Annotated in this window: 17 protein-coding genes; 9 read left to right on the top strand and 8 right to left on the bottom strand. The window is 70.1% G+C overall.

The features are described from left to right. The first annotated feature begins 12 nt into the window (after positions 1 to 12). Positions 13 to 1,425, top strand: coding sequence for a hypothetical protein (locus CHAN_RS06800; protein WP_290293154.1), 1,413 nt, complete (start codon positions 13 to 15; stop codon positions 1,423 to 1,425). A gap of 44 nt (positions 1,426 to 1,469) precedes the next feature. Here CHAN_RS06800 and CHAN_RS06805 read toward each other — a convergent pair whose 3' ends face one another. Genes CHAN_RS06805 through mptB form a run of 3 tightly spaced genes read right to left on the bottom strand, consistent with a single transcriptional unit; the run spans position 1,470 to position 4,998 of the window. Further along, the gene (locus tag CHAN_RS06805; protein WP_048743663.1) at positions 1,470 to 2,258 is read right to left on the bottom strand and encodes an ABC transporter permease; all 789 of its coding nucleotides are present in this window, start codon (positions 2,256 to 2,258) and stop codon (positions 1,470 to 1,472) included. Between the two features lies 1 nt (position 2,259). After that, positions 2,260 to 3,258, bottom strand: coding sequence for an ABC transporter ATP-binding protein (locus CHAN_RS06810; protein WP_290293158.1), 999 nt, complete (start codon positions 3,256 to 3,258; stop codon positions 2,260 to 2,262). Between the two features lie 57 nt (positions 3,259 to 3,315). After that, the gene (gene mptB / locus CHAN_RS06815; protein ID WP_290293163.1) at positions 3,316 to 4,998 is read right to left on the bottom strand and encodes a polyprenol phosphomannose-dependent alpha 1,6 mannosyltransferase MptB; all 1,683 of its coding nucleotides are present in this window, start codon (positions 4,996 to 4,998) and stop codon (positions 3,316 to 3,318) included. A 373-nt stretch (positions 4,999 to 5,371) separates the two neighbouring features. On the opposite strand from mptB, the gene CHAN_RS06820 reads away from it, so the two are divergent. The 7 genes from CHAN_RS06820 (at position 5,372) to CHAN_RS06850 (ending at position 11,844) form a co-directional block, all read left to right on the top strand. Further along, positions 5,372 to 6,064, top strand: coding sequence for a helix-turn-helix transcriptional regulator (locus tag CHAN_RS06820; RefSeq protein WP_048743657.1), 693 nt, complete (start codon positions 5,372 to 5,374; stop codon positions 6,062 to 6,064). Beyond that, positions 6,061 to 7,509: a Fe-S cluster assembly protein SufB gene (gene sufB, locus CHAN_RS06825; protein ID WP_048743655.1), complete on the top strand. Its 1,449-nt coding sequence runs from the start codon at positions 6,061 to 6,063 to the stop codon at positions 7,507 to 7,509. The genes CHAN_RS06820 and sufB overlap by 4 nt, the downstream gene beginning before the upstream one ends. A gap of 4 nt (positions 7,510 to 7,513) precedes the next feature. After that, positions 7,514 to 8,704 (top strand): Fe-S cluster assembly protein SufD, encoded by a 1,191-nt coding sequence (sufD, locus tag CHAN_RS06830; protein ID WP_290293168.1) that lies wholly within the window; start codon positions 7,514 to 7,516, stop codon positions 8,702 to 8,704. Positions 8,705 to 8,783: 79 nt separating this feature from the next. Continuing rightward, the gene (gene sufC, locus CHAN_RS06835) at positions 8,784 to 9,545 is read left to right on the top strand and encodes a Fe-S cluster assembly ATPase SufC (protein WP_048743652.1); all 762 of its coding nucleotides are present in this window, start codon (positions 8,784 to 8,786) and stop codon (positions 9,543 to 9,545) included. Continuing rightward, positions 9,538 to 10,770 (top strand): cysteine desulfurase, encoded by a 1,233-nt coding sequence (locus tag CHAN_RS06840; RefSeq protein WP_290293171.1) that lies wholly within the window; start codon positions 9,538 to 9,540, stop codon positions 10,768 to 10,770. The genes sufC and CHAN_RS06840 overlap by 8 nt, the downstream gene beginning before the upstream one ends. Positions 10,771 to 10,855: 85 nt before the next feature. Continuing rightward, positions 10,856 to 11,398, top strand: coding sequence for a Fe-S cluster assembly sulfur transfer protein SufU (gene sufU, locus CHAN_RS06845; protein WP_082144561.1), 543 nt, complete (start codon positions 10,856 to 10,858; stop codon positions 11,396 to 11,398). Then, the gene (locus CHAN_RS06850) at positions 11,395 to 11,844 is read left to right on the top strand and encodes a metal-sulfur cluster assembly factor (RefSeq protein WP_048743648.1); all 450 of its coding nucleotides are present in this window, start codon (positions 11,395 to 11,397) and stop codon (positions 11,842 to 11,844) included. The genes sufU and CHAN_RS06850 overlap by 4 nt, the downstream gene beginning before the upstream one ends. 131 nt (positions 11,845 to 11,975) lie before the next feature. Here CHAN_RS06850 and CHAN_RS06855 read toward each other — a convergent pair whose 3' ends face one another. Both CHAN_RS06855 and CHAN_RS06860 read right to left on the bottom strand, forming a co-directional pair. Then, positions 11,976 to 13,442 (bottom strand): amino acid permease, encoded by a 1,467-nt coding sequence (locus CHAN_RS06855; protein ID WP_290293181.1) that lies wholly within the window; start codon positions 13,440 to 13,442, stop codon positions 11,976 to 11,978. Positions 13,443 to 13,531: 89 nt separating this feature from the next. Then, complete coding sequence (locus CHAN_RS06860; RefSeq protein WP_290293184.1) at positions 13,532 to 15,031, bottom strand: lycopene cyclase family protein; 1,500 nt, start codon at positions 15,029 to 15,031, stop codon at positions 13,532 to 13,534. Positions 15,032 to 15,111: 80 nt separating this feature from the next. Between CHAN_RS06860 and CHAN_RS06865 the strand changes: the two genes are divergently transcribed. Next, entirely contained in the window at positions 15,112 to 16,743 is a 1,632-nt protein-coding gene (locus CHAN_RS06865; RefSeq protein ID WP_048743639.1) for an ABC-F family ATP-binding cassette domain-containing protein, read from the top strand. A 126-nt stretch (positions 16,744 to 16,869) separates the two neighbouring features. On the opposite strand, the gene CHAN_RS06870 is transcribed toward CHAN_RS06865, so the two are convergent. From CHAN_RS06870 to CHAN_RS06880, 3 genes are all read right to left on the bottom strand, one after another. Beyond that, on the bottom strand, positions 16,870 to 17,121 hold the full coding sequence (locus CHAN_RS06870; protein WP_290287853.1) for a response regulator transcription factor: 252 nt from the start codon (positions 17,119 to 17,121) through the stop codon (positions 16,870 to 16,872). 130 nt (positions 17,122 to 17,251) lie between these two features. Then, entirely contained in the window at positions 17,252 to 17,914 is a 663-nt protein-coding gene (locus tag CHAN_RS06875) for a response regulator (RefSeq protein WP_048743636.1), read from the bottom strand. A 139-nt stretch (positions 17,915 to 18,053) separates the two neighbouring features. Beyond that, a complete protein-coding gene (locus CHAN_RS06880) occupies positions 18,054 to 20,345 on the bottom strand; it encodes an ATP-binding protein (protein WP_290287865.1) in 2,292 nt (763 codons plus the stop codon). Positions 20,346 to 20,472: the final 127 nt, after the last annotated feature.

Raw genomic sequence — 20,472 nt, forward strand, 5'->3', positions numbered from 1 at the left:
GATTCGGCCGGCGTGAGCCAAAAACGGACCACCTCATCCTGGGCAGGTCCCGCTGCGGCGTTTCTGCTGGTCACGGCATTGTGTCGCCTGTTCATCGGAGAGCGCCTGATCGACGACGCCTACATCACGGCGGCGGTCGCCCGATCCATGGCCACGGCGGGGGTATGGGGGCCCACCGTCCACGAGACCGCCCACACGGCCACGTCGCCGCTCGCCGTGCTCGCGTTGCTGCCGTTCGAGCTCATGCGGGTGCCGCTGCCGTGGTCCGCCGCCATCGTCCACGGTGCCGGCGCCGCCATCCTCGCCGCCGGTCTGCGGCTGGGCGGGACGGGCCCCGCAGTCGCCGTCGCGGGTGCCACGGCACTGCCGTTCCTCCCGCTCACGGCGTCGTCGGCGGGCATGGACGTGATCCTCGCCGTGCCGCTGGCGGTGCTCATGGTCGCGGCGGCCGCGCGCGGCCGCCCGGTGGCGGCTCTCGTCGCCATGGCGCTGCTGCCACTGGCTCGACCGGACGCCGTCATCGTCGCGCCCATCGCGGCGGTGCTGCTGTGGCGTGCCCGGGGCTTCGCCACCGCGGCGAAGGTGTCCGCCGCGGCGGCGGTCCCGTCGTTGCTGTGGATGCTCATCGGCTGGTTCTTCCTCGGCGGGCTGGTGCCGGACACCTTCCTGATCAAAACCGGCCAGCACTGGGAGGGCGTCGACTTCGGCACCGGCCTGGCCTTCCTGGCGGGGATCTTCCCCGTGGCGTGGATCGGCGTCGCCGCCGCGGCCACGGGGGTGGCCGCACTCGCGCGGAGGTCCGCGGTGGGCATCGCGCTCCTGGTGGCGGGGGCGGCGCATTTCGCGGCGTACGCGGCGTTGGGCGTGCCGCCGTACCACTGGTACTACGTGCCCTCGCTGGGTCTGCTCGCCGCCGCGGGCTTGATCGGCCTGGAGGAGCTTCGGGCCCGGGCCGGTGCCGCGGTGCATGGGGTGTTCGGCGCCCTCGGCCTGATCGCGTGCGCGGCCGCGGCGCCGGGCTTCCCGCCCGTGACCACGAACTGGGCGTCGTCGGCGGAGATGCTCGACGCGGCCGAGGACCTGCGCGGAGTCGTCGGGGATCGGACGGTCCGCGTCACCGGCGAAATCGGGGCCTTCGCCTACGGCTGCGGCTGCAGGCTCATCGACGAATTCACCTCGCAGTCGGCGGTCAACGCGTCATTCCGGGGCAGGGAAGCGGCCGGCGGCGCCGCCGCGGCGATCATCGGGTTCAGCACCATGTGGCGCAACGGCGGGGACCCGCCGGAGGCCGACCTGGTGCTGGTGAGCAATCCCGTCCCGGGGCGGCCGATTCTCTGGGCGTGGGAGTTCCGCTCGCCGTACCGCGAGCACTCCACGACGTACTTTCTCCAGCCGAACCGGGACGGCGCCCCGTCGCAAAGCTGATCGGGGCCCGTGTTGATTCGGGAGGGGGGCAGTGCCGATCTGGGTCAGTCGCCCTGAGCCTCGAAGCGGAACAGGCGCGTCGCCGCCGCGCCGGCCGCGGCGCCCCACGCGATGAGCACCACGAGCGGGAACCACGCCAGGCGGCCGTCGAAGGCGGCGATGAGGGAGTCGGTGAGCGCGACGGAGGGCAGCAGCGTGAGCGCCGCATGCGCCCCATCGCCGAGTTCCGGACCGACCGCGGCGAGCGTGGCCGCGCCCAGGAGGATGAACCAGATCAGGTTGGCTAACCCGAGGATCATCTCGGCGCCGAGCGTGCCGCCCATGAGCAGGCCCATGGCCGTGAACGAGACCGTGCCGACCATGGTGATCGCGTAGGCCAGCGCGAACGCCGCGACGGGCGCGCGATAGCCCAGGGCCAGCGCCACGCCGGCGAAGATGATGAACTGCGCCGTGACCATCAGCGCCACGGCACCCGCCTTGCCGGCGATGATGCCCCACTTCGGCAGCGCGGACGCGCCGATGCGCTTCAGAGCCCCATACCGGCGATCGAACCCGACCGCGATGGCCTGCCCGGTGAAGCCCGAGGACATCGTGGCCACCGCCAGCACCATCGGGAACACGGTGACGATGGGATCCTCGTTGTCGAGGACGGGCACGAGGGTGAATCCGACGAGCATCGCCAGCGGGATGATCATGGTCAACAGCATCTGCTCGCCGTGGCGCCAGATGAGCATCGACTCCAGCTTCGTCTGCGACGCCAGCACGCGGCCCATCGGCGCGCGCTTCGGGGCCGGGGCGAAGGTGCCCTCCGGGAAACGGGTCGTCGGCTGCATGTCAGTTCCTCATCTCTCGGCCGGTGATGTCCAGGAAGACGTCCTCCAGGCTCCTGCGCGCGACCCGGAGCTCCGAGACGAGCACGTCGTGGTCCGCGCACCAGGCGGTCATCGCCGCGATCCCGCGCGGGGTCGCCGCACCCGTGACGCGGTACCGGTTCGGGGCGGTCGCGTCGACGGATACCTCGGGCGCGCCGGCGCCCGCGTCCGCCGCATTCGCGGCGCCGCCCGGCACCGCGCGGGCGAGGGCGTCCCGGAGGTGCTCCGCGAGCGAACCGGCGTCGATGGCGCGGTCGACCTCGAGGACCGCCGCCTGCGACGACGTGCCCGACGTGATGTCCGCCGTCGTGCCCGACGCGACGGCGCGGCCGCGGTCGATGATGACCACGTCGTCGGCGAGGGCCTCGGCCTCGTCCATGAGGTGGGTGGTCAGCACGACGGTCACGCCGTCGCGGCGCAGCGAGGACACCAGGTCCCACACCGCCAGCCGCGACTGCGCGTCGAGGCCGGCCGTCGGCTCGTCCAGGAAGACCAATTCCGGGCGGCCCACGAGCGCGCAGGCGAGGGAAAGGCGCTGCTGCTGGCCGCCCGACAGCCTGCGGTACGACGTGCGGCGCTGGCGGGAGAGGCCGACGACGTCGAGGAGCCAATCGACGTCCAACGGATCGTCGGAGTACGAGGCCACGAGCTCGAGCATCTCCCCGACGCGCACGCCGGGGTACGCGCCGCCGCCCTGCAGCATGATGCCGATTCGGGTGCGCAGCTCGTCGGTGTCGCGCATGGGGTCGAGGCCGAGCACTCGGACGTCGCCGCCGTCGGGGCGCACGAAGCCCTCGCACATTTCCACGGTGGTGGTCTTGCCGGCCCCGTTCGGGCCCAGCAGGGCGAGGACGCGGCCGCGGGCGAGGGAGAGGTCCAGCCCGTCGACGGCGGTGACGTCGCCGAAGCGCTTGGTCACGCCGCTCAACTGCAGCGCCGGGGAGTCGGTGTTCCTGGTCACGACTGGACATCCTAGGACAGCCGCCGGGGGACGCGACCGCCCGGGGGCGCGACCGCGTCAGCGCAGCCGGAATACCTTGGTGCGCCAGCCGACCGCGAGAACGACTGCCATGACGGCGACGAACGCCGCGACGGAGCCCAGGTAGATCTGCAGCACCGTGCCGGGCGGCAGCCCGAGCCCGCGGGGCAGGACCGTCAAACTGAACACCGCCGAGTAGGCGACGACCGCCCAGCGGAACTGCGTGCGGTCCGCCCACCCGGACAACGGCACGAGGGCCCACAGCAGGTACCAGGGGTGGACGACCGGGAACATCAGGACCAGCACGAACATGGCCAGACCGTAGCCGCCGAGCGGGTGGATGCGGCCGCGGAACGTGGCCCACAGCATGCGCAGCAGCCACGCGACGGCGAGCAAAATGCCCAACCCCCGGGTCAGACCCAACGCGGCCTCCGAGATGTCGCCGATGCCGAGCATCCGGCCGGCGAAACCGGCGGTGATGCCGAGGAGGGTCGGCAGGGACATCCACGAGCGGACGGTAGCCGCGCCGCCCTGGCTGGTGATCCACCCGAAACCGAGACCCGACCCCAGGGAGACCGCCACGACCGATGCCGCGCCGAACGCGGCGGTGGTTGCCGCCGCACGGATCACGGCCATCGTCGTGAAGCCGAACCTGCGGGCCAGGGCCATGCCGACGAAGCCGAGGGCGACGAAACCCGTCACCTTCACCATGCCGGCCAGCGCTATGAGCACGACCCCGGCCGCGAAGAGGAGCCAACCTTTGCCGGGCAGCGCGGGCGAGCCCGGCTCGACGGGGTCATCCGGGACGCCGGGGACGGGTTTGCCGTGCATCGCCACCATGCACAGCTCCATGCCGGAAAGCAGGAGCGCGAGCAGCAGCGCCTCGTTGTGGACGCCGCCGACGAGATGGAGCAGCGTCAGCGGATTGAGCACGCCCAGCCACAGCGCGAACTGGGGGCTGACGCCGCAGCGCAACGCCAGCCGCACCAGCGCCCAGGCGACGACGTACAGCGAGACGACCGCGACGAGCCGGTGCAGGAACACCGACGGCAGCACCGCATCGCCGGTGACGGCGGAAATGGCCCACGCGCCGACCATCGCGGTCGGTCCGTAGGGGCTGGGGGAGTTCGACCAGATCAGTGGGACCGATCGGGCCAGGGGATCCTCCGCGCCGAGGAGCTCCACCGGGCCCGCGGAATACGGGTCCATCCCGCGATCGACGACCGCGCCCTGCGCCAGATAAGAGTAGATGTCCTGGGTGAACAGCGGCGCCGTGAAGATCAGCGGGACGACCCAGCCGGCGAAGGTGCGCACGAGCATGCCCGTGTCCACCGAGGTCACCCGCGTGCGGGCGCCCACCGCCACGAACGCACCGACCCCGAGCCAGGCGACGATGAGCATGCCGATGCCCGTGAAGGTCACGATGGTCGTGGAAATGAGCATGCGGCCCAACACCGAGCCGATCGGGGTCTCCCAGAAGCCGTTGCCCACCACCGGCGTGGCGCCCGCGCCGACCCCGCCGACCAGGACGAGAATCGCCCCGACGGTGCCGAGCCACCGCAGCCACGTGAAACGCCGGAGCTCGCGGTGGTCGATGCGGAACGCCAGAGGGGTGCCGGCGCCGCGGTGCAGCGATGCGGACCGCGAACCGGCGCGGCCGATGCGCGGCAACGCGTCGATGATCCAGCGGGCGGCGCCGCCGCGAAGGGGAGTCTCTGGCACGGGACGAGTCTAACCGCTGCCGCGGGTGGTCCGGGCCGGTACGGGTGCGGTGCCGGGTCGATGAGGGGCCAAGGCGGGGCCGACGCTGGGCCGGTGCTGGGCCGGCGTGTGCCCGTCGCTCGAAACGGTTGCGAAAGCGGGTCGGTGCGAAGCTATGCGACTGGCTATGAAACGATGTAATCGAGCAACGTTCAATCGATTGTCGGCCGCATCGCCGCTGGCCCGGGACACGCGGCCCCGGAGCGCTGGACTTCTCGGTCGATTTACGGAACACTCGTGTTGTCTAATACCCGGCAGCCACCGGGTGCGGACTTTCTCCGGGGCCGGCAAAACGATGCCCGGCCCCGCAATCCACGGGAGGTGAACCAGCGGCATGGCCAACGACGATGCGCCCATCAAGGGCGGCGACGGAGACACTCGCCGCAGGATCCTGCTCGCATTGCTCGAACACAACCCGGTTTCGGCCGGCACCATCGCCGACGAACTCGGTCTGTCGGCCGCCGGCGTGCGCCGCCACCTCGACATCCTCGTCGACGAAGGCCTCGCCGAAACGGCCCCCGCGCCATCGACCGGCCCCCGCGGCCGCGGACGGCCGGCAAAGTCCTTCCGTCTCACCGACGAAGGGCGCGCGAAGTTCGGGCACGCCTACGACTCCCTGGCCGCCGCGGCGCTCGACGCGCTGCGCGAGGCCGGGGGAGACGCCGCGGTTTCCGCCTTCGCGCGACGCCGCGTCGCCGAGATCCTCGCCGGCATCGAACCGGTCGGCGATCGGGCCGACCGCGACGACGTCGTCAAGGCGGTGGTCACGGCTTTCCGGCGCCACGGTTACGCGGCGACGGTGAGCGAAACCACCGGCAGCGTGCAGATCTGCCACCACCATTGCCCGATCAGCCACGTCGCGCAGGACTTCCCCCAGCTGTGCGCCGCCGAACATGAGGCGGTCAGCAACCTGCTGGGGCAGCACACCCAGCCGTTGGCCACCATCGCCGACGGCAACGGGATCTGCACGACGAACATTCCCCTGACACCAGTCACCCACGCACCAGCAGAAAGGAGCGGACAATGACCCTCGCCCAGGACGATTCCGCGAAGGTGCAGGCACCGCAGACCGACGAGGAGATCATCGAGTCGATCGGCGCCTACCAGTACGGTTGGCACGACTCCGATGCCGCCGGCGCCGCCGCAGAGCGCGGACTGTCGGAGGCCGTCGTCCGCGACATCTCCGCGAAGAAGAACGAGGACGAGTGGATGCTCAACACGCGTCTCAAGGCCCTCGACATCTTCGAAAAGAAGCCCATGCCCACGTGGGGCGCGGATCTGTCGTCGATCGATTTCGACAACATCAAGTACTTCGTCCGCTCCACCGAGAAGCAGGCGCAGACGTGGGAGGACCTCCCGCAGGACATCAAGGACACCTACGACAAGCTGGGCATCCCCGAGGCCGAGAAGCAGCGCCTCGTCGCCGGCGTCGCCGCGCAGTACGAGTCCGAGGTCGTCTACCACCAGATCCGCGAGGATCTGGAGGAGCAGGGCGTCATCTTCCTGGACACCGACACCGCGCTGAAGGAGCACCCGGAGCTCTTCCACGAGTACTTCGGCACCGTCATCCCGGCCGGCGACAACAAGTTCTCCGCCCTGAACACGGCCGTGTGGTCCGGAGGCTCCTTCATCTACGTGCCCAAGGGCGTCCACGTGGACATCCCGCTGCAGGCCTACTTCCGCATCAATACGGAGAACATGGGCCAGTTCGAGCGCACCCTGATCATCGTCGACGAGGGCGCCTACGTGCACTACGTCGAGGGCTGCACCGCTCCGATCTACAAGTCGGACTCGCTGCACTCGGCGGTCGTCGAGATCATCGTGAAGAAGGGCGGCCGCTGCCGCTACACCACCATCCAGAACTGGTCGAACAACGTCTACAACCTGGTCACCAAGCGCGCGAAGGCCGAAGAAGGCGCGACCATGGAGTGGATCGACGGCAACATCGGCTCGAAGGTCACCATGAAGTACCCGGCCGTGTGGATGACCGGCCCCCACGCCCGCGGCGAGGTCCTGTCCGTCGCCATGGCCGGCGAGGGCCAGTTCCAGGACACCGGCGCGAAGATGGTGCACATGGCGCCGCACACGTCGTCGAACATCGTGTCCAAGTCCGTCGCCCGCGGCGGCGGCCGCGCCGCCTACCGCGGTCTGGTGCAGGTCAACAAGGGCGCCAAGCACTCGCACTCCAACGTCGAGTGCGACGCCCTGCTCGTCGACACCATCTCCCGCTCCGACACGTACCCGTACGTGGACGTCCGCGAGGACGACGTCACCCTCGGCCACGAGGCCACCGTCTCCAAGGTCTCCGATGACCAGCTCTTCTACCTGATGAGCCGCGGCATCGAAGAGGACGAGGCCATGGCCATGGTCGTCCGCGGGTTCGTCGAGCCCATCGCCAAGGAGCTGCCGATGGAGTACGCCCTCGAGCTCAACCGCCTCATTGAACTGCAGATGGAAGGTTCGGTCGGTTAATCAAATGACCAGCGTTATCACCAACGAGGGCCAGTCCGAGCACAAGCGCCGGGTCCTGGCCAACAAGGGCGACGTGTTCGCCTCCTTCGACGTGAACGACTTCTCCGTCCCGAAGGGCCGCGACGAGGAGTGGCGCTTCACGCCGCTGCGCCGCCTCGCGGGCCTCCACGACGGCACCGCCGGCGATCCGGTTCCCGCGACGGTCACCGTCGAGGGCGCCGACGCCGAAGGCATCACCGTCGAGACCGTCGGGCGCGACGACGAGCGCCTCGGCCGGGCCGGCAAGCCCACCGACCGCGTCGCCGCGCAGGCCTTCTCCTCCTTCGACGCCGCCACCGTGGTCACGTTCGGCAAGGGCTTCGCCGCCGACGGCCCGGTCACCGTCACCGTCGAGGGCGCGGGGGAGGGCAACGTCTCCTACGGCCACATCGTCATCGACGTGCGCGAGCAGGCCGAGGCCGTGGTCATCCTCGATTACCGCGGCACGGGCGTCCACGCCGACAACGTCGAGTTCGTCGTCGGCGACGCGGGCCGCCTGGCCGTCGTCGGCCTGGCTAACTGGGACGAGGGTGCCGTGCACCTGTCCGCCCACCACGCCTCCCTGGGCCGCGATTCGGTTCTGCGTCACTCCGTGGCGACCTTCGGCGGCGACGTCGTCCGCGTCGTCCCGCGCGTGAAGTTCACCGCCCCCGGCGGCGACGCCGAGCTCCTCGGCGTCTACTTCGCCGACGCCGGCCAGTACTTCGAGCAGCGCCTGCTCGTCGACCACGCCGTGCCGAACTGCCGCTCCAACGTCATGTACAAGGGCGCCCTGCAGGGCGAGCCGGGTTCGGGCAAGACCGACGCCCGCACCGCGTGGGTGGGCGACGTGCTCATCCGCGCCGAGGCGTCGGGCACCGACACCTACGAGCTCAACCGCAATCTCCTGCTGACCGAGGGCGCCCGCGCCGACGCGGTGCCCAACCTGGAGATCGAGACCGGCGAGATCGCCGGCGCCGGCCACGCCGCCACGGTGGGCCGCTTCGACGATGACCAGCTGTTCTACCTGCTGTCGCGGGGCATCCCGGAGGACGTGGCGCGCCGCCTCGTGGTCCGCGGATTCTTCAACGAGGTCATCAACCTGATCCCGGTCGAGTCCATTCGCGAGCGTTTGACCTCGCTCATCGACCACGAACTCGAAACCGGCGGCTTCTGATCCCGCCGGCGGCTCCACGAGCCCGCCCCACACAGACGCGAACAGCGACGAAGTAGAAACGAAAAGGACAGCCCATCCCATGAGCACCCTGGAAATCCGCAACCTCCACGCGCAGGTCCTGCCGACCGACGAGGCCGGCGAGCCGAAGCAGATCCTGAAGGGCGTGAACCTGACCATCAAGTCGGGCGAGACCCACGCCGTCATGGGGCCGAACGGCTCCGGCAAGTCGACCCTGAGCTACACCATCGCGGGCCACCCGCGCTACGAGGTCACCGAAGGCGAGATCCTCCTCGACGGCGAGAACGTCCTGGAGATGGAGGTCGACGAGCGCGCCCGCGCCGGCCTGTTCCTGGCCATGCAGTACCCGACCGAGGTCACCGGCGTCTCGATGTCGAACTTCCTGCGCACCGCGGCCACCGCCGTGCGCGGCGAGGCCCCGAAGCTGCGCCACTGGGTCAAGGAGGTCCGCGAGGCCATGACCGACCTGGAGATCGACCCGTCGTTCTCCGAGCGCTCCGTCAACGAGGGCTTCTCCGGCGGCGAGAAGAAGCGCCACGAGATCCTGCAGCTCGACCTGCTCAAGCCCCGCTTCGCCATCCTCGACGAGACCGACTCCGGCCTGGACGTCGACGCCCTGCGCGTCGTCTCCGACGGCATCAACCGGTACCAGGAGGAGAACGACGGCGGCATCCTCATCATCACCCACTACAAGCGCATCCTGAACTACGTGCGCCCGGATCACGTGCACGTCTTCGCCGACGGCCGCATCGTGCAGTCCGGTGGCCCGGAGCTGGCCGACGAGCTCGAGGAGCACGGCTACGAGCGGTTCGTCAATGCTTGATCGGTCACTGCGCGGCGATTTCCCCATCCTGTCGCGCTCGGTGCGCGACGGGCGCCGTCTGGTGTACCTGGATTCCGGAGCGACGTCGCAGCGGCCCCGCCAGGTGATCGAGGCCGAGGTGGACTTCATCACCCAGCACAACGCGCCCGTGCACCGCGGCGCGTACCAGCTGGCGGAGGAGGCCACCGACGCCTACGAGGACGCCCGCGAGGCCATCGCGTCGTTCATCGGTGCCGGCTACGACGAGCTGGTGTTCACCAAGAATGCGACGGAGGCCCTGAATCTGGTGGCCTTTTCGCTTGGCGACGAGCGCGCCGGGGAGCACCGCATCGGCGAGGGCGACGTCATCGTCGTCACGGAGCTGGAGCACCACGCGAACCTGGTTCCGTGGCAGGAGCTGGCGCGCCGCACCGGTGCGACGCTGAAGTGGTACGCCGCCACGCCCGACGGCCGGATCGATCTCGATTCCCTCGAGCTCGACGAGTCCGTCAAGGTCGTGGCCTTCACCCACCAGTCGAACGTGACCGGAGCGGTGGCCGACGTCGCCGAAATCGTCCGCCGGGCCAAGGCCGTCGGCGCACTGACCGTGCTCGACGCCTGCCAGTCCGTGCCGCACATGCCCATCGACGTGTCGGAGCTCGGCGTGGATTTCCTCGCCTTCTCCGGCCACAAGATGCTCGGCCCCACCGGGGTCGGCGCGCTGTGGGGCCGCCCCGAACTGCTCGAGGCGCTGCCGCCGTTCCTCACGGGCGGCTCGATGATCGAGGTCGTGGCCATGGAGGGCTCGACGTTCGCGGCGCCGCCGCAGCGCTTCGAGGCCGGCACCATGATGACCAGCCAGGTCGTCGGGCTCGGCGCCGCGGTGAAGTACCTGTCGGACATCGGCATGGACGCCATCGCCGCCCACGAGCACGAGCTGACGGTCGCCGCGCTGGATGCGCTGAAGAAGATCGACGGCGTCACCATCATCGGCCCCGAGACGGCCGAGAACCGCGGCGCGGCGATCTCCTTCCAGGTCGAGGGCATCCACCCGCACGACCTGGGCCAGGTCCTCGACGACCGCGGCGTGTGCATCCGCGTCGGCCACCACTGCGCGTGGCCCGTGCACCGCGCCCTCGGCGTGCAGTCGACGGCTCGTGCGTCGTTCTACCTGTACAACACCATGGAAGAAGTCGACGCCCTCGCCGACGCCATCCGCGACGCCAAGGAGTTCTTCGGCGCGTGATGCGTCGGGGACGCCGGCCGTCGCAAAGCAAGAAGGCCCCGGCAGGGGCCCCGCAAGACAAGGCCGAAAAGGAAAGGAGCCGGGAGTGAAGCTGGAGTCGATGTACCAGGAAGTGATCCTGGACCACTACAAGCACCCCCAGCACAGCGGGCTGCGCGACCCCTTCGACGCGGAAGTCCACCACGTCAACCCGTCGTGCGGCGATGAACTGACCCTGCGCGTCCGGCTTTCCGACGACGGCACCACCGTCGAGGACGTGTCCTACGACGCCGTGGGCTGCTCGATCTCGCAGGCGTCGACGTCCGTCATGGCCGAGGAAATCGTCGGCCGGCCCGTCGAGGAGGCCATGGCCAAGCTCGCCGAGTTCGAGCGCATGATCACCTCGCGCGGCAAGGAAGAGGGCGACGAGGACCTCATCGGGGACGGCGTCGCGTTTTCGGGCGTGGCCAAGTACCCCGCTCGCGTGAAATGCGCCCTGCTGGGGTGGAAGGCGTTCCAGGCGGCCACAGCCGACGCGCTGTCCGGCGAGGGCGAGGCAGACGCGCCGGCGACCGGAACCGACGCGGGCGCAGCCGAAGCCGATGGCGCCGGCCCCGACACCACCGGAGACAAGGAAGTGAACCGATGACCGAGCCGAACACCCCCGACACGGCGGCGCCGGAGACCGGCGCGGCCCCCCAGCCCGAGGACCAGGCGAACCCGGGCCTCGACGGCAGCACCTACGAAGTGCCGCCGCGCCCCGAGCAGACGCCCGAGCAGGAGAAGCTCGCCGCCGAGGTCGAGGACCGCATGTACGACGTCGTCGACCCCGAGCTCGGCGTCAACGTCGTGGATCTGGGTCTCGTGTACGACATCTGGATCGAGGGCGCGTCGACGGCCGTCATCAACATGACGCTGACGTCGCCCGCGTGCCCGCTGACCGACATGCTCTACGACCAGTCGGAGACGCTGGTGCTCGACCACCCCCAGATCACCGAGATGCAGCTCAACTGGGTCTGGTCGCCGCCGTGGGGCCCGCACATGATCACCGAGGACGGCCGCGAGCAAATGCGCGCGCTGGGCTTCTCGGTGTAGTCGGTAGCCGCCGGCGCCCGGCCGCAACGCCTTAACCCACCCCGAATCGGCCAACCCACCCGCTGTAACAGGTGGGTTGGCCGATTCGGGGTGGGTTTGCGTTTGGGGTGGCGGTGGCGGCCTGCCCGCGGTCACTCGCGCGACAGGTCCGCCTCCGCGGGCGCGACGGCCTTCGACCCCGTGATGCGCTTGTGCCCGAACCACAGCGCCAGGAACACCGGGATGCCCAGGTACGGCGCGAGGATGGCGAAGATGTCCTCGCCGGTGGTGATCGGCCCGTACGCCTGGCCGAGTACGACGCCGAAGCACATGATCAGCGCGACGACGGCGCCGGCCGGGAAGAACGGCGCCCGGTACGGCAGCGACGACAGCGGGATGCCCTGGGCCTTCAGGCACTTGCGGAAGTGGTAGTGGCTGTAGGAGATGCCGATCCACGTCAGGAAGCCGGCGAGCGCGGACAGCGTCAGCAGGAAGGTGTAGGCGACGCCGTCGCCGACGATCGAGGTGAGGAAGCCGAACATGCCGATCGACGCGGTGGCCACGAGCGCCCGCATGGGCACGTCGTGGTTGGACAGCTTGCCGAAGAAACGCGGCGCCTGGCCCATGCGCGACAGCGAGTAGAGCATGCGGGTCGACGCGTAGAGGCCCGAGTTTCCGGCCGACAGCACCGAGGTCAGGATGACCGCGTTCATCAGGCCCGCCGCGATGGCGATGCCGGCGCGGTCGAAGACGAGCGTGAACGGCGACACGGCGATGTTCGTCGCGGAGGCGTTGAGCAGGTTCGGGTCGGTGTAGGGGATCAGGAAGCCGATGACGGCGATCGCGCCGATGTAGAAGAGCAGGATGCGCCAGAAGATGGTGCGGATGGCCCGGGGGATGGTCTTCTGGGGGTTCTCGGCCTCGCCCGCCGCGACGCCGACGAGCTCGGTGCCCTGGAAGGAGTAGCCGGCGACGATGAACACCGCGAGGATGCCCATGCCCCCGCCGACGAAGGGCGCGTCGCCGGTGGTCCAGTTCTTCGTGCCGGGGGCGGTGCCGCCCATGATGCCGAAGATCATGGCCACGCCGATGATGAGGAAGACGATGACGGTGATGACCTTGATGGCGGCGAACCAGAATTCGCCTTCGCCGAAGGCCCTCGCCGACAGGGCGTTGAGCAGGAACAGCAGCAGCAGGAAGCCGGCGGACCAGACGATGGCCGGCACGTCGGGGAACCAGTAGCGCATCACCAGGGCGGCGGCGACGAGTTCGGCGGCGACGGTGATGGCCCAGTTGAACCAGTAGTTCCAGCCGAGGGCGAAGCCGAAGCTGGGGGAGACGTAGCGGGTGCCGTATTCCTGGAAGGATCCGGCGACGGGTAGGTAGGCGGCCATTTCGCCGAGCGACTGCATGACCAGCCACACCATGAACCCGATGAGCGCGTAGGCGACGAGCGCCCCGCCGGGCCCGGCGTCGGCGATGGTTGCGCCGGAGGCGACGAAGAGGCCGGTGCCGATGGCCCCGCCGATGGCGATCATGTTCAGGTGTCTGGCGCGCAGGCTCCGCTGCAGCTGCCCGCCGGTGCCCAGCGGGCCCTTGGCGTCGAGGGATGCGGTCATTCCACGATCATAGGCCCCGGGCGGCGTCCATCCGGCACTTACGGTGCGGCTTTGCGACGGTGTCGGTGCCCCCGTGTTCCTGCCTCCCGTCAGTGCGGCGCGACGGGTTTCCCGTCGGCGAAGACGGCGAGGAGTTTGACCAGCGTGGCGGGGTTTTTCCGGGCGAGGGGGAGGGCCAGCCGGAACATCACCGCCATGGTCTTCGGCGCGGAGGTGCCGGTGAGGAATTCACGGATGGCGGAGTCGGGCAAGGTGAAGAAGGCGTCGAAGAACTCGCGGGTCTGGTGCGGGTCGAAGCCGAGGAGCACATGGAGGCCGCGCCGGCGCAGCCACGCGAGGGGCCACCCGCCGGGCGGGGAGCCGTCGGAGCGGGTTTCGAGGCGGTCGAGGAAACGGTCGACGTCGGCGAGGACCGAGCCCACGGAGTAGCCGGTCGCGGGGTGCATCCATCCGCCCATCGCGCCGAAATGCCCGTAGCCGGGGATGCCGTCGCCCCCGAATGGGCGCGTCAGGAAGCTGAGGTCGAGGAACCGGTCGCCGCGGCCCAAGGGGATGAGCTTGAGCCGATTGGCCAGCGCGACGCGGGGCCGGTTGTCGGGCAGGCGCCAGGGGCCCAGCGGGAAGTCGACGGTTTCCTCGCCGATCGCGGCAGCCGGGTCGATGCCCAGATCGGCCAAACGCGACGCCTGGCGGCGGCGCACGTGATCGTGGAGTTCGGCGCGGCGCGGGTCGTCGGGGTCGGAGGATGCGCGACCGGCGAGGATCGTCTCCTCGATGAGCCAGGTTCCGTCGCACAGCGGCAGCCGGTACGAAAACGTGGCGGGCAAGGTGGTCGATTCGGCGTCGGCGCCCTCGGGCGCCCGGAAGTCCATCAGCACCGGTACGCGGTGCTCCGCCGGGACGTCTTCTTCGCGGAAGATCTGCCCGCGGGCGATCTGCCGGGCGTCCAAAACGGCCGCGTATGGAGTCACTCCGATGGCGTCGACGACCACGTCGGGGGCCGTCCACGCCTCGAAGTCGCCGCCGGGGCCGTTGGGATCGACGAAATCCGCGGGGAACCCGTCACCGTCGACGTCGAAGAACTCGTGGATCACCGACGCGCCCGGCCCCTCCGCCGGATCCGGACGCAGCAGCCCGCGGCCCCGCGCCAGGGCCGCGGCCAGCCGGTCGCGCGTTCGGTCGAGCAGCCCGGCGCAAACTTCGTCGTCTCCGCCGACTCCTTCTTCCGCTGCTTCTTCTTCCTCTGCCCGGAACGAAAACCGGACCGTCACGGCTCCCATGCCCGGATCCTCCCGGACGGCGAAACCGCCGAGCCCCGCGAGCACGGCCGTGTCCAGGACCACGTAGTCGTCGTCAAGCAGCCTCCGCCGACCGTCGGAGGTGATCACCGTGGGCCGGAAGCGCGACGCGACGGCGTTCCCCGGCAACCAGGCGGGCAGCTGCGGGGCCCAGGCACCGACCGTCGACGGCATGGAGCCGCCCGCCGGATCGAGGGCGATGACCTCCCAGCCGCGGGCGGCGGCACGGTGCGCGGCGACGCGGCCGGCGGGGCCGAGGCCGAGAACGACGGCGCGGATGCGCGAACTCATGGGCCCCACGATATCGGGTGCGGCGGACCACCCTCGACTGATGCCGGTCCGCGGCATTGCGGCTGGTAGGGTGGCGCGACGTGATCGTGACCCATGACCTCGAAGTCCGCGTCGGAGCCCGCACCCTTCTGGATGCCCCGGGCGAGATGTTGCGCGTCCAGCCGGGCGACCGCATCGGCCTCGTCGGGCGCAACGGGGCCGGCAAGACCACCACCATGCGCATCCTCGCCGGCGAGGGCGAGCCCTACGGCGGCAGCGTCACCCGCTCGGGCGACATCGGGTACCTGCCGCAGGACAGCCGCGAGGGCAACATCGAGCAGACCGCCCGCGACCGCGTGCTGTCCGCCCGCGGCCTGGACTCCATCCGCCGCAACATGGAGCGGCAGCAGGAGATCATGGAGACCACCGGCAACGACGGCAAGCGCGACGCCGCGATCCGGAAGTACTCGCGGCTGGAGGAGCGCTACCACGACCTCGGCGGCTACGAGGCCGACGCCGAGGCCGCCCGCATCTGCGACGCCCTGGGGCTGGAGGAGCGCGTGCTGGACCAGCAGCTCAAGACCCTTTCCGGCGGTCAGCGCCGCCGCGTCGAGCTGGCCCAGATCCTCTTCGCGGCGTCCGCCGGCGGCGGCAAGTCCGCGACGACGCTGCTTCTCGACGAGCCGACCAACCACCTCGACGCCGACTCCATCACCTGGCTGCGCGGGTTTCTGTCCAAGCACGAGGGCGGTCTGATCATGATCAGCCACGACGTCGAACTGCTCGGCGACGTGTGCAACAAGGTCTGGTTCCTCGACGCCGTGCGTGCCGAGGCGGACGTCTACAACATGGGCTGGTCGAAGTACCTCGACGCCCGCGCCACCGATGAGGCCCGCCGCCGCCGCGAGCGCGCGAACGCCGAGAAGAAGGCCTCCCAGCTGCGGAAGCAGGCCGACAAGCTCGGTGCGAAGGCCACCAAGGCCCGCGCCGCGAAGCAGATGGTCGCCCGCGCCGAGCGGATGATGGGGGACCTGGACGAGGTCCGCGTGGCGGACAAGGTCGCCCACATTTCCTTCCCGGAGCCCGCCGCGTGCGGCAAGACGCCCATGAACGCCAAGGGCCTGACCAAGATGTACGGCTCGCTGGAGGTCTTCGCGGGCGTCGACCTGGCCATCGACCGGGGGTCCCGCGTGGTCGTGCTCGGCTTCAACGGCGCCGGCAAGACGACGCTGCTCAAGCTGCTCGCGGGCGTGGAGCGCACCGACGGCGAGGGCGGCATCGTCACCGGCCACGGCCTGAAGGTCGGCTATTTCGCGCAGGAGCACGACACCATCGACCCGGCGAAGTCGGTGTGGCAGAACACCGTCGACGCCTGCCCGGACGTCGACGAGCAGGAGCTGCGCGGTCTGCTCGGCGCGTTCATGTTCTCCGGCGAGCAGCTGGACCAGCCCGCCGGCACGCTGTCGGGCGGCGAGAAGACGCGCCTGGCGCTGGCGGCGCTGGTGTCCTCCCGGGCCAACGTCCTGCTTCTCGACGAGCCGACCAACAACCTCGACCCCCAGTCGCGCGAGCAGGTGCTGGACGCGCTGCGGACCTACACCGGCGCCGTCGTCCTGGTCACCCACGATCCCGGGGCCGTGGAGGCGCTGGAGCCGGAGCGGGTCATCGTCCTGCCGGACGGCACCGAGGACCTGTGGAACGACGACTACATGGAGATCGTCGAACTGGCGTAGACAGGGGCGGACCGGCGCGGCTCGGCATTGGGCTGCCCCATGTGGGACTGACCGATGGCGGACCGATCGAGGCCGGATCGCCAGGAGCCCGACTCCCCGGCGCCGGACCGGCTACTGCCGGACCGGCTACAGCAGCCCGTCCAGGATCACGCGCTCGAGCAGCTGGACCTTCGTGGAGACGTCGTAGCCCAGGCTGCCGTACTTGGCGCGGATCCGCCGGATGTGCGTGCGCACCGTGTTCTCGGTGAGCAGCAGTTTTTCGGCCGCCTCGGCCTTGCTCGTCGAGTTGAGCCACGCATCGAGGACCTGCGTCTCACGCGCGGTGAGGGAAGGCAGGCGGCGAATCACCGGGTCATCGGCGTCGAGGACGGTCGTCATTGCGCATCGCTCCTGGATCGGGCTGAAATCAGGATGGAGGGGTACCACTCCATTGCACTGCGTCAACGGCGCATGCGCGAGACACCATTTATGGGGCGCATGCCTTTGCGTCGGGTCCCGGGCCCGGTGCCTATGCGGGATCGCTCGGGCCCGGCAGCAGACCGTCTTCCTGGGCCCGCCGGAACAGGTCCGTCTTCGTCGGGGCCGGCCGGCCCGCGGCCGCGTACTTGAGCCGGATGCGGCCCAGATAGTCGTTGACCGTGTCCTGGGCCAAGCCCGTCAGGCGCGCCACCCGCTTCGCCGGTTCGCCGGAAGCGTAGAGCTCCAGCACCTCACGCTGGCGATCGGACAGTTCCACGGCATCGAGATGGGGGTCCGAATCGATGACCGCCGCCCATTCGGTGGTGGGTACTCCGCGGCCCGAGGCGGCTTCGCGGATCGCGTCGAGGATGGTCGCGGGGGACTCGGACTTCTGCACCATGCCCAGCACCCCAGCTTTGAGGGCGCGCCGCACCAGGTACGGGCTTTCCAGCGACGAGAGGATGATCACGTTGTCCGTGACGGCGTCGAGGGCGCGGACGTTGTCCTCCGGCCGCGAGTCATCGCCCAGGCGCAGATCGAGCACGACCAGATCGAGGCGCTCGGAACCGGCGGTCGATTCGAGCAGCTGCGGCACGGTGGGGTAGATGCCCACCAATTCGATGTCGTCGGCGCCGTTCACGATCGCCGCCAGGCCGCGCAACGACAGCTCGTGGTCGTCGATCGCGGCGATTCTCCGGGTTATGCGGCCCATGACTCCAGGACTACCCCCGGAAACGGTGTTCGGCCACAAGACCAGCCCCGATGGGTGACCACGAAAGTGGCGCACGACCACGAAAGTGACGCACGACCACGAAAGCGGAGCCGGCGACGACGTTCGGGGATGCGCGGGATCAGAGACGGGTGCCGTCGGCGGCGAGCCGCACGACGCCCGAAGCGTCCGAGATGGTGGCGAAGACGTCCCGGTGCGGCGGGGACAGCCGGATGGTCACGGATTCTCCGGCCTCCGACCGATCCAGTGCGCCGATCATTTGGCCCAGGTTCGCCACCACGGCCCGCGGGGCGTCGACGTCGTCCGCGCTCTCCGGGGATGCGGCATCTTCCGCGGACGCGGAGTCTTCGGGCGACGTGGCCTCCCCGAAGGAGACGGCGCCGTCTTCGCCGTTGACGCGCGAGCTGGTCCGGTCGTCGAGCAGGCGGACTTCCACGCCCCGTGAACGGGCGTCCCAGATGGCCGCGCGCAGGGCCGGGACGTCGAGAAGCGGGGAGCGCAGGACGTCACGCAGACCCAGCTCGGTCAGGCGCGCCCGCAGGCGCAGCCGGTCCGTGGCGGGATCGAGGACGCGGGCGGCGTCGATGACCGGCCGTATCTCGTGCTCCAGCCAGGCCAGATTCTCGCGCCTGCGTTCCTTTTGCTCCCGGGCCGCGGCGGCCGCGGCGGCGGCGTCCATCTGGTCGGCCCGCGCCTCCGGCAGCCGTCGGAGGAAGTAGCGCACGCCGATGTTCACCAACGCGGCGGCCGCCACGAGGATGGAAAAGAGGAAAACCGTGAGGAACGTCAGGTCGGGCGCCGGTGACGCACCGGTCCGGCGGAGCACCTCCACGACGGTGGCGGCCGACAGGATCATCAATCCCGCCCCACCGGGCCTGCCCCGGATGGCGACCAGGGACGCCAGCAGCGCGACCATGTCGAGGAAGATGAAGCGGTCCCAGTTCCACACCGTTTGGACGACCTCCTGCCATTGGCCGACTCCCGCCAGGATGGCCGCGACCACGACCAACCCCGCCGTCCGGGCGCGGGGCAAGCGCGGCCCTTTGCCGGGCATGAGGAGCGCCACGCCCACCGCCACCAGAGCCAGGGACGACAGCTCCGCCCAACCCAGGAAATTCCCGCCGGAGAAATTTATCAGCGCCATCACCGCGACGATGCCGGAGCCGAATTGCCACGAGTAGACGATGTCCATCCCGAGAATGGACGTGATGGGTTCGTCGTCGGCACCCGCGGGCAGCGGCGCCTGGGGTGCGGACGGGTTGTCGCCGGCCCAATGCAGGGTCACCTCGGTGCCTTCGCCCGGCGCCGAGCGGACCACCGCCGATCCGCCTTCCACCGACGCCATCCGGCCCAACACCGAAATGCGCAGCCCGGCGCGGGTGTCGTCGACGTCGTCGAGGCAAAACCCCGGGCCATCGTCGGAATAGGTCACCCGCAGTTCCGACCCGCCGACCTCCAGCTCGCACCTGCGCAGCGCATCGGGGCCCGCGTGTTCGCCGGAATTCCGGGCCACCTCCGCCAGGGACGGCAGGAGGTTCGCGATGAGTTGCTCCGGGTAGTCGACGGCGCCGGTCGGGCCGCGCTTTTCCACGATCACCTCGCAGTCCGGGGTCTCCCGGTGGACGCACTCCGCGATCATCGCGATGAACTCGTCGACGTCGATGGCGCCGTTGCCCTTCAGGCCGCTCCCGAACCGCAGGTCGGCCGTCCCCGACGGCTTCATGCCCGCGGCGATCGCGGCCAACTCGGAGAGGACGTGGTCGTGCACGTGGGCGGTGAACCGGGTCATTTCCTTGTTCCGGGCCCGCATCCGGGCAGCACGTGCATGGTCCCCGCTGGCCCTGGCCTCGAACGCGTCGGTGACTCGGGATACGCGCATCGCCGCCGCGGCGAACACGATGAACGCGAACGTGTTGATCAGCGCGAATCCGACGTCTCCCGCCAGCTCATCCCACTGCGAACGCCCCTGGAGCACGGCGTTGGCAAGCGTGACGCCGCCGACGGTGAAGACGAACCACGGGATGCCCACCTGCAGCGGCACGGTCAGGGCGAAGGCGACGGCGGGCACCCCGACGAAACCGGTGAACCATATCGCCGACTGCGAACCGGCGTCGCCCTGTGCGATGCCGATCATGACCAGGAGCATGGCCATGGGCACCGACAGGCCGGCGATGCGGTTGGCCAGGATCATCGTGTCGCGCCGGCCGATCAGCCACGCGACGAACATCAGCAGGTTCGGGACCGCGAAGACCAGCACGGTGACGGTGGGGAACCAGTGGCGCAGCCACTCCGTGCCCGGGTAGTTGAACAGGACCCGCTCCAGTTGCCACAGCGGCCAGGCGCACGCCATCGCCAGCGTCGCCGCCCTGAGCATCCCCGTCTCGAGGGTGGAGTCGGATCTGCGCGACCTCATGCTTCCGAGGTTAGACCACGTGAAAACACCCCACCGCCCCCAATTGCGGGGGCGGTGGGGCGGACCCGGGATCGCCGCGGAACGGTTCGGCGTCGGAACCTCGCGAGCGGGGTCAGCGCGGCATCAC

Origin of the sequence: Corynebacterium hansenii (assembly GCF_030408795.1) — a bacterium.
Taxonomy (GTDB): domain Bacteria; phylum Actinomycetota; class Actinomycetes; order Mycobacteriales; family Mycobacteriaceae; genus Corynebacterium; species Corynebacterium hansenii.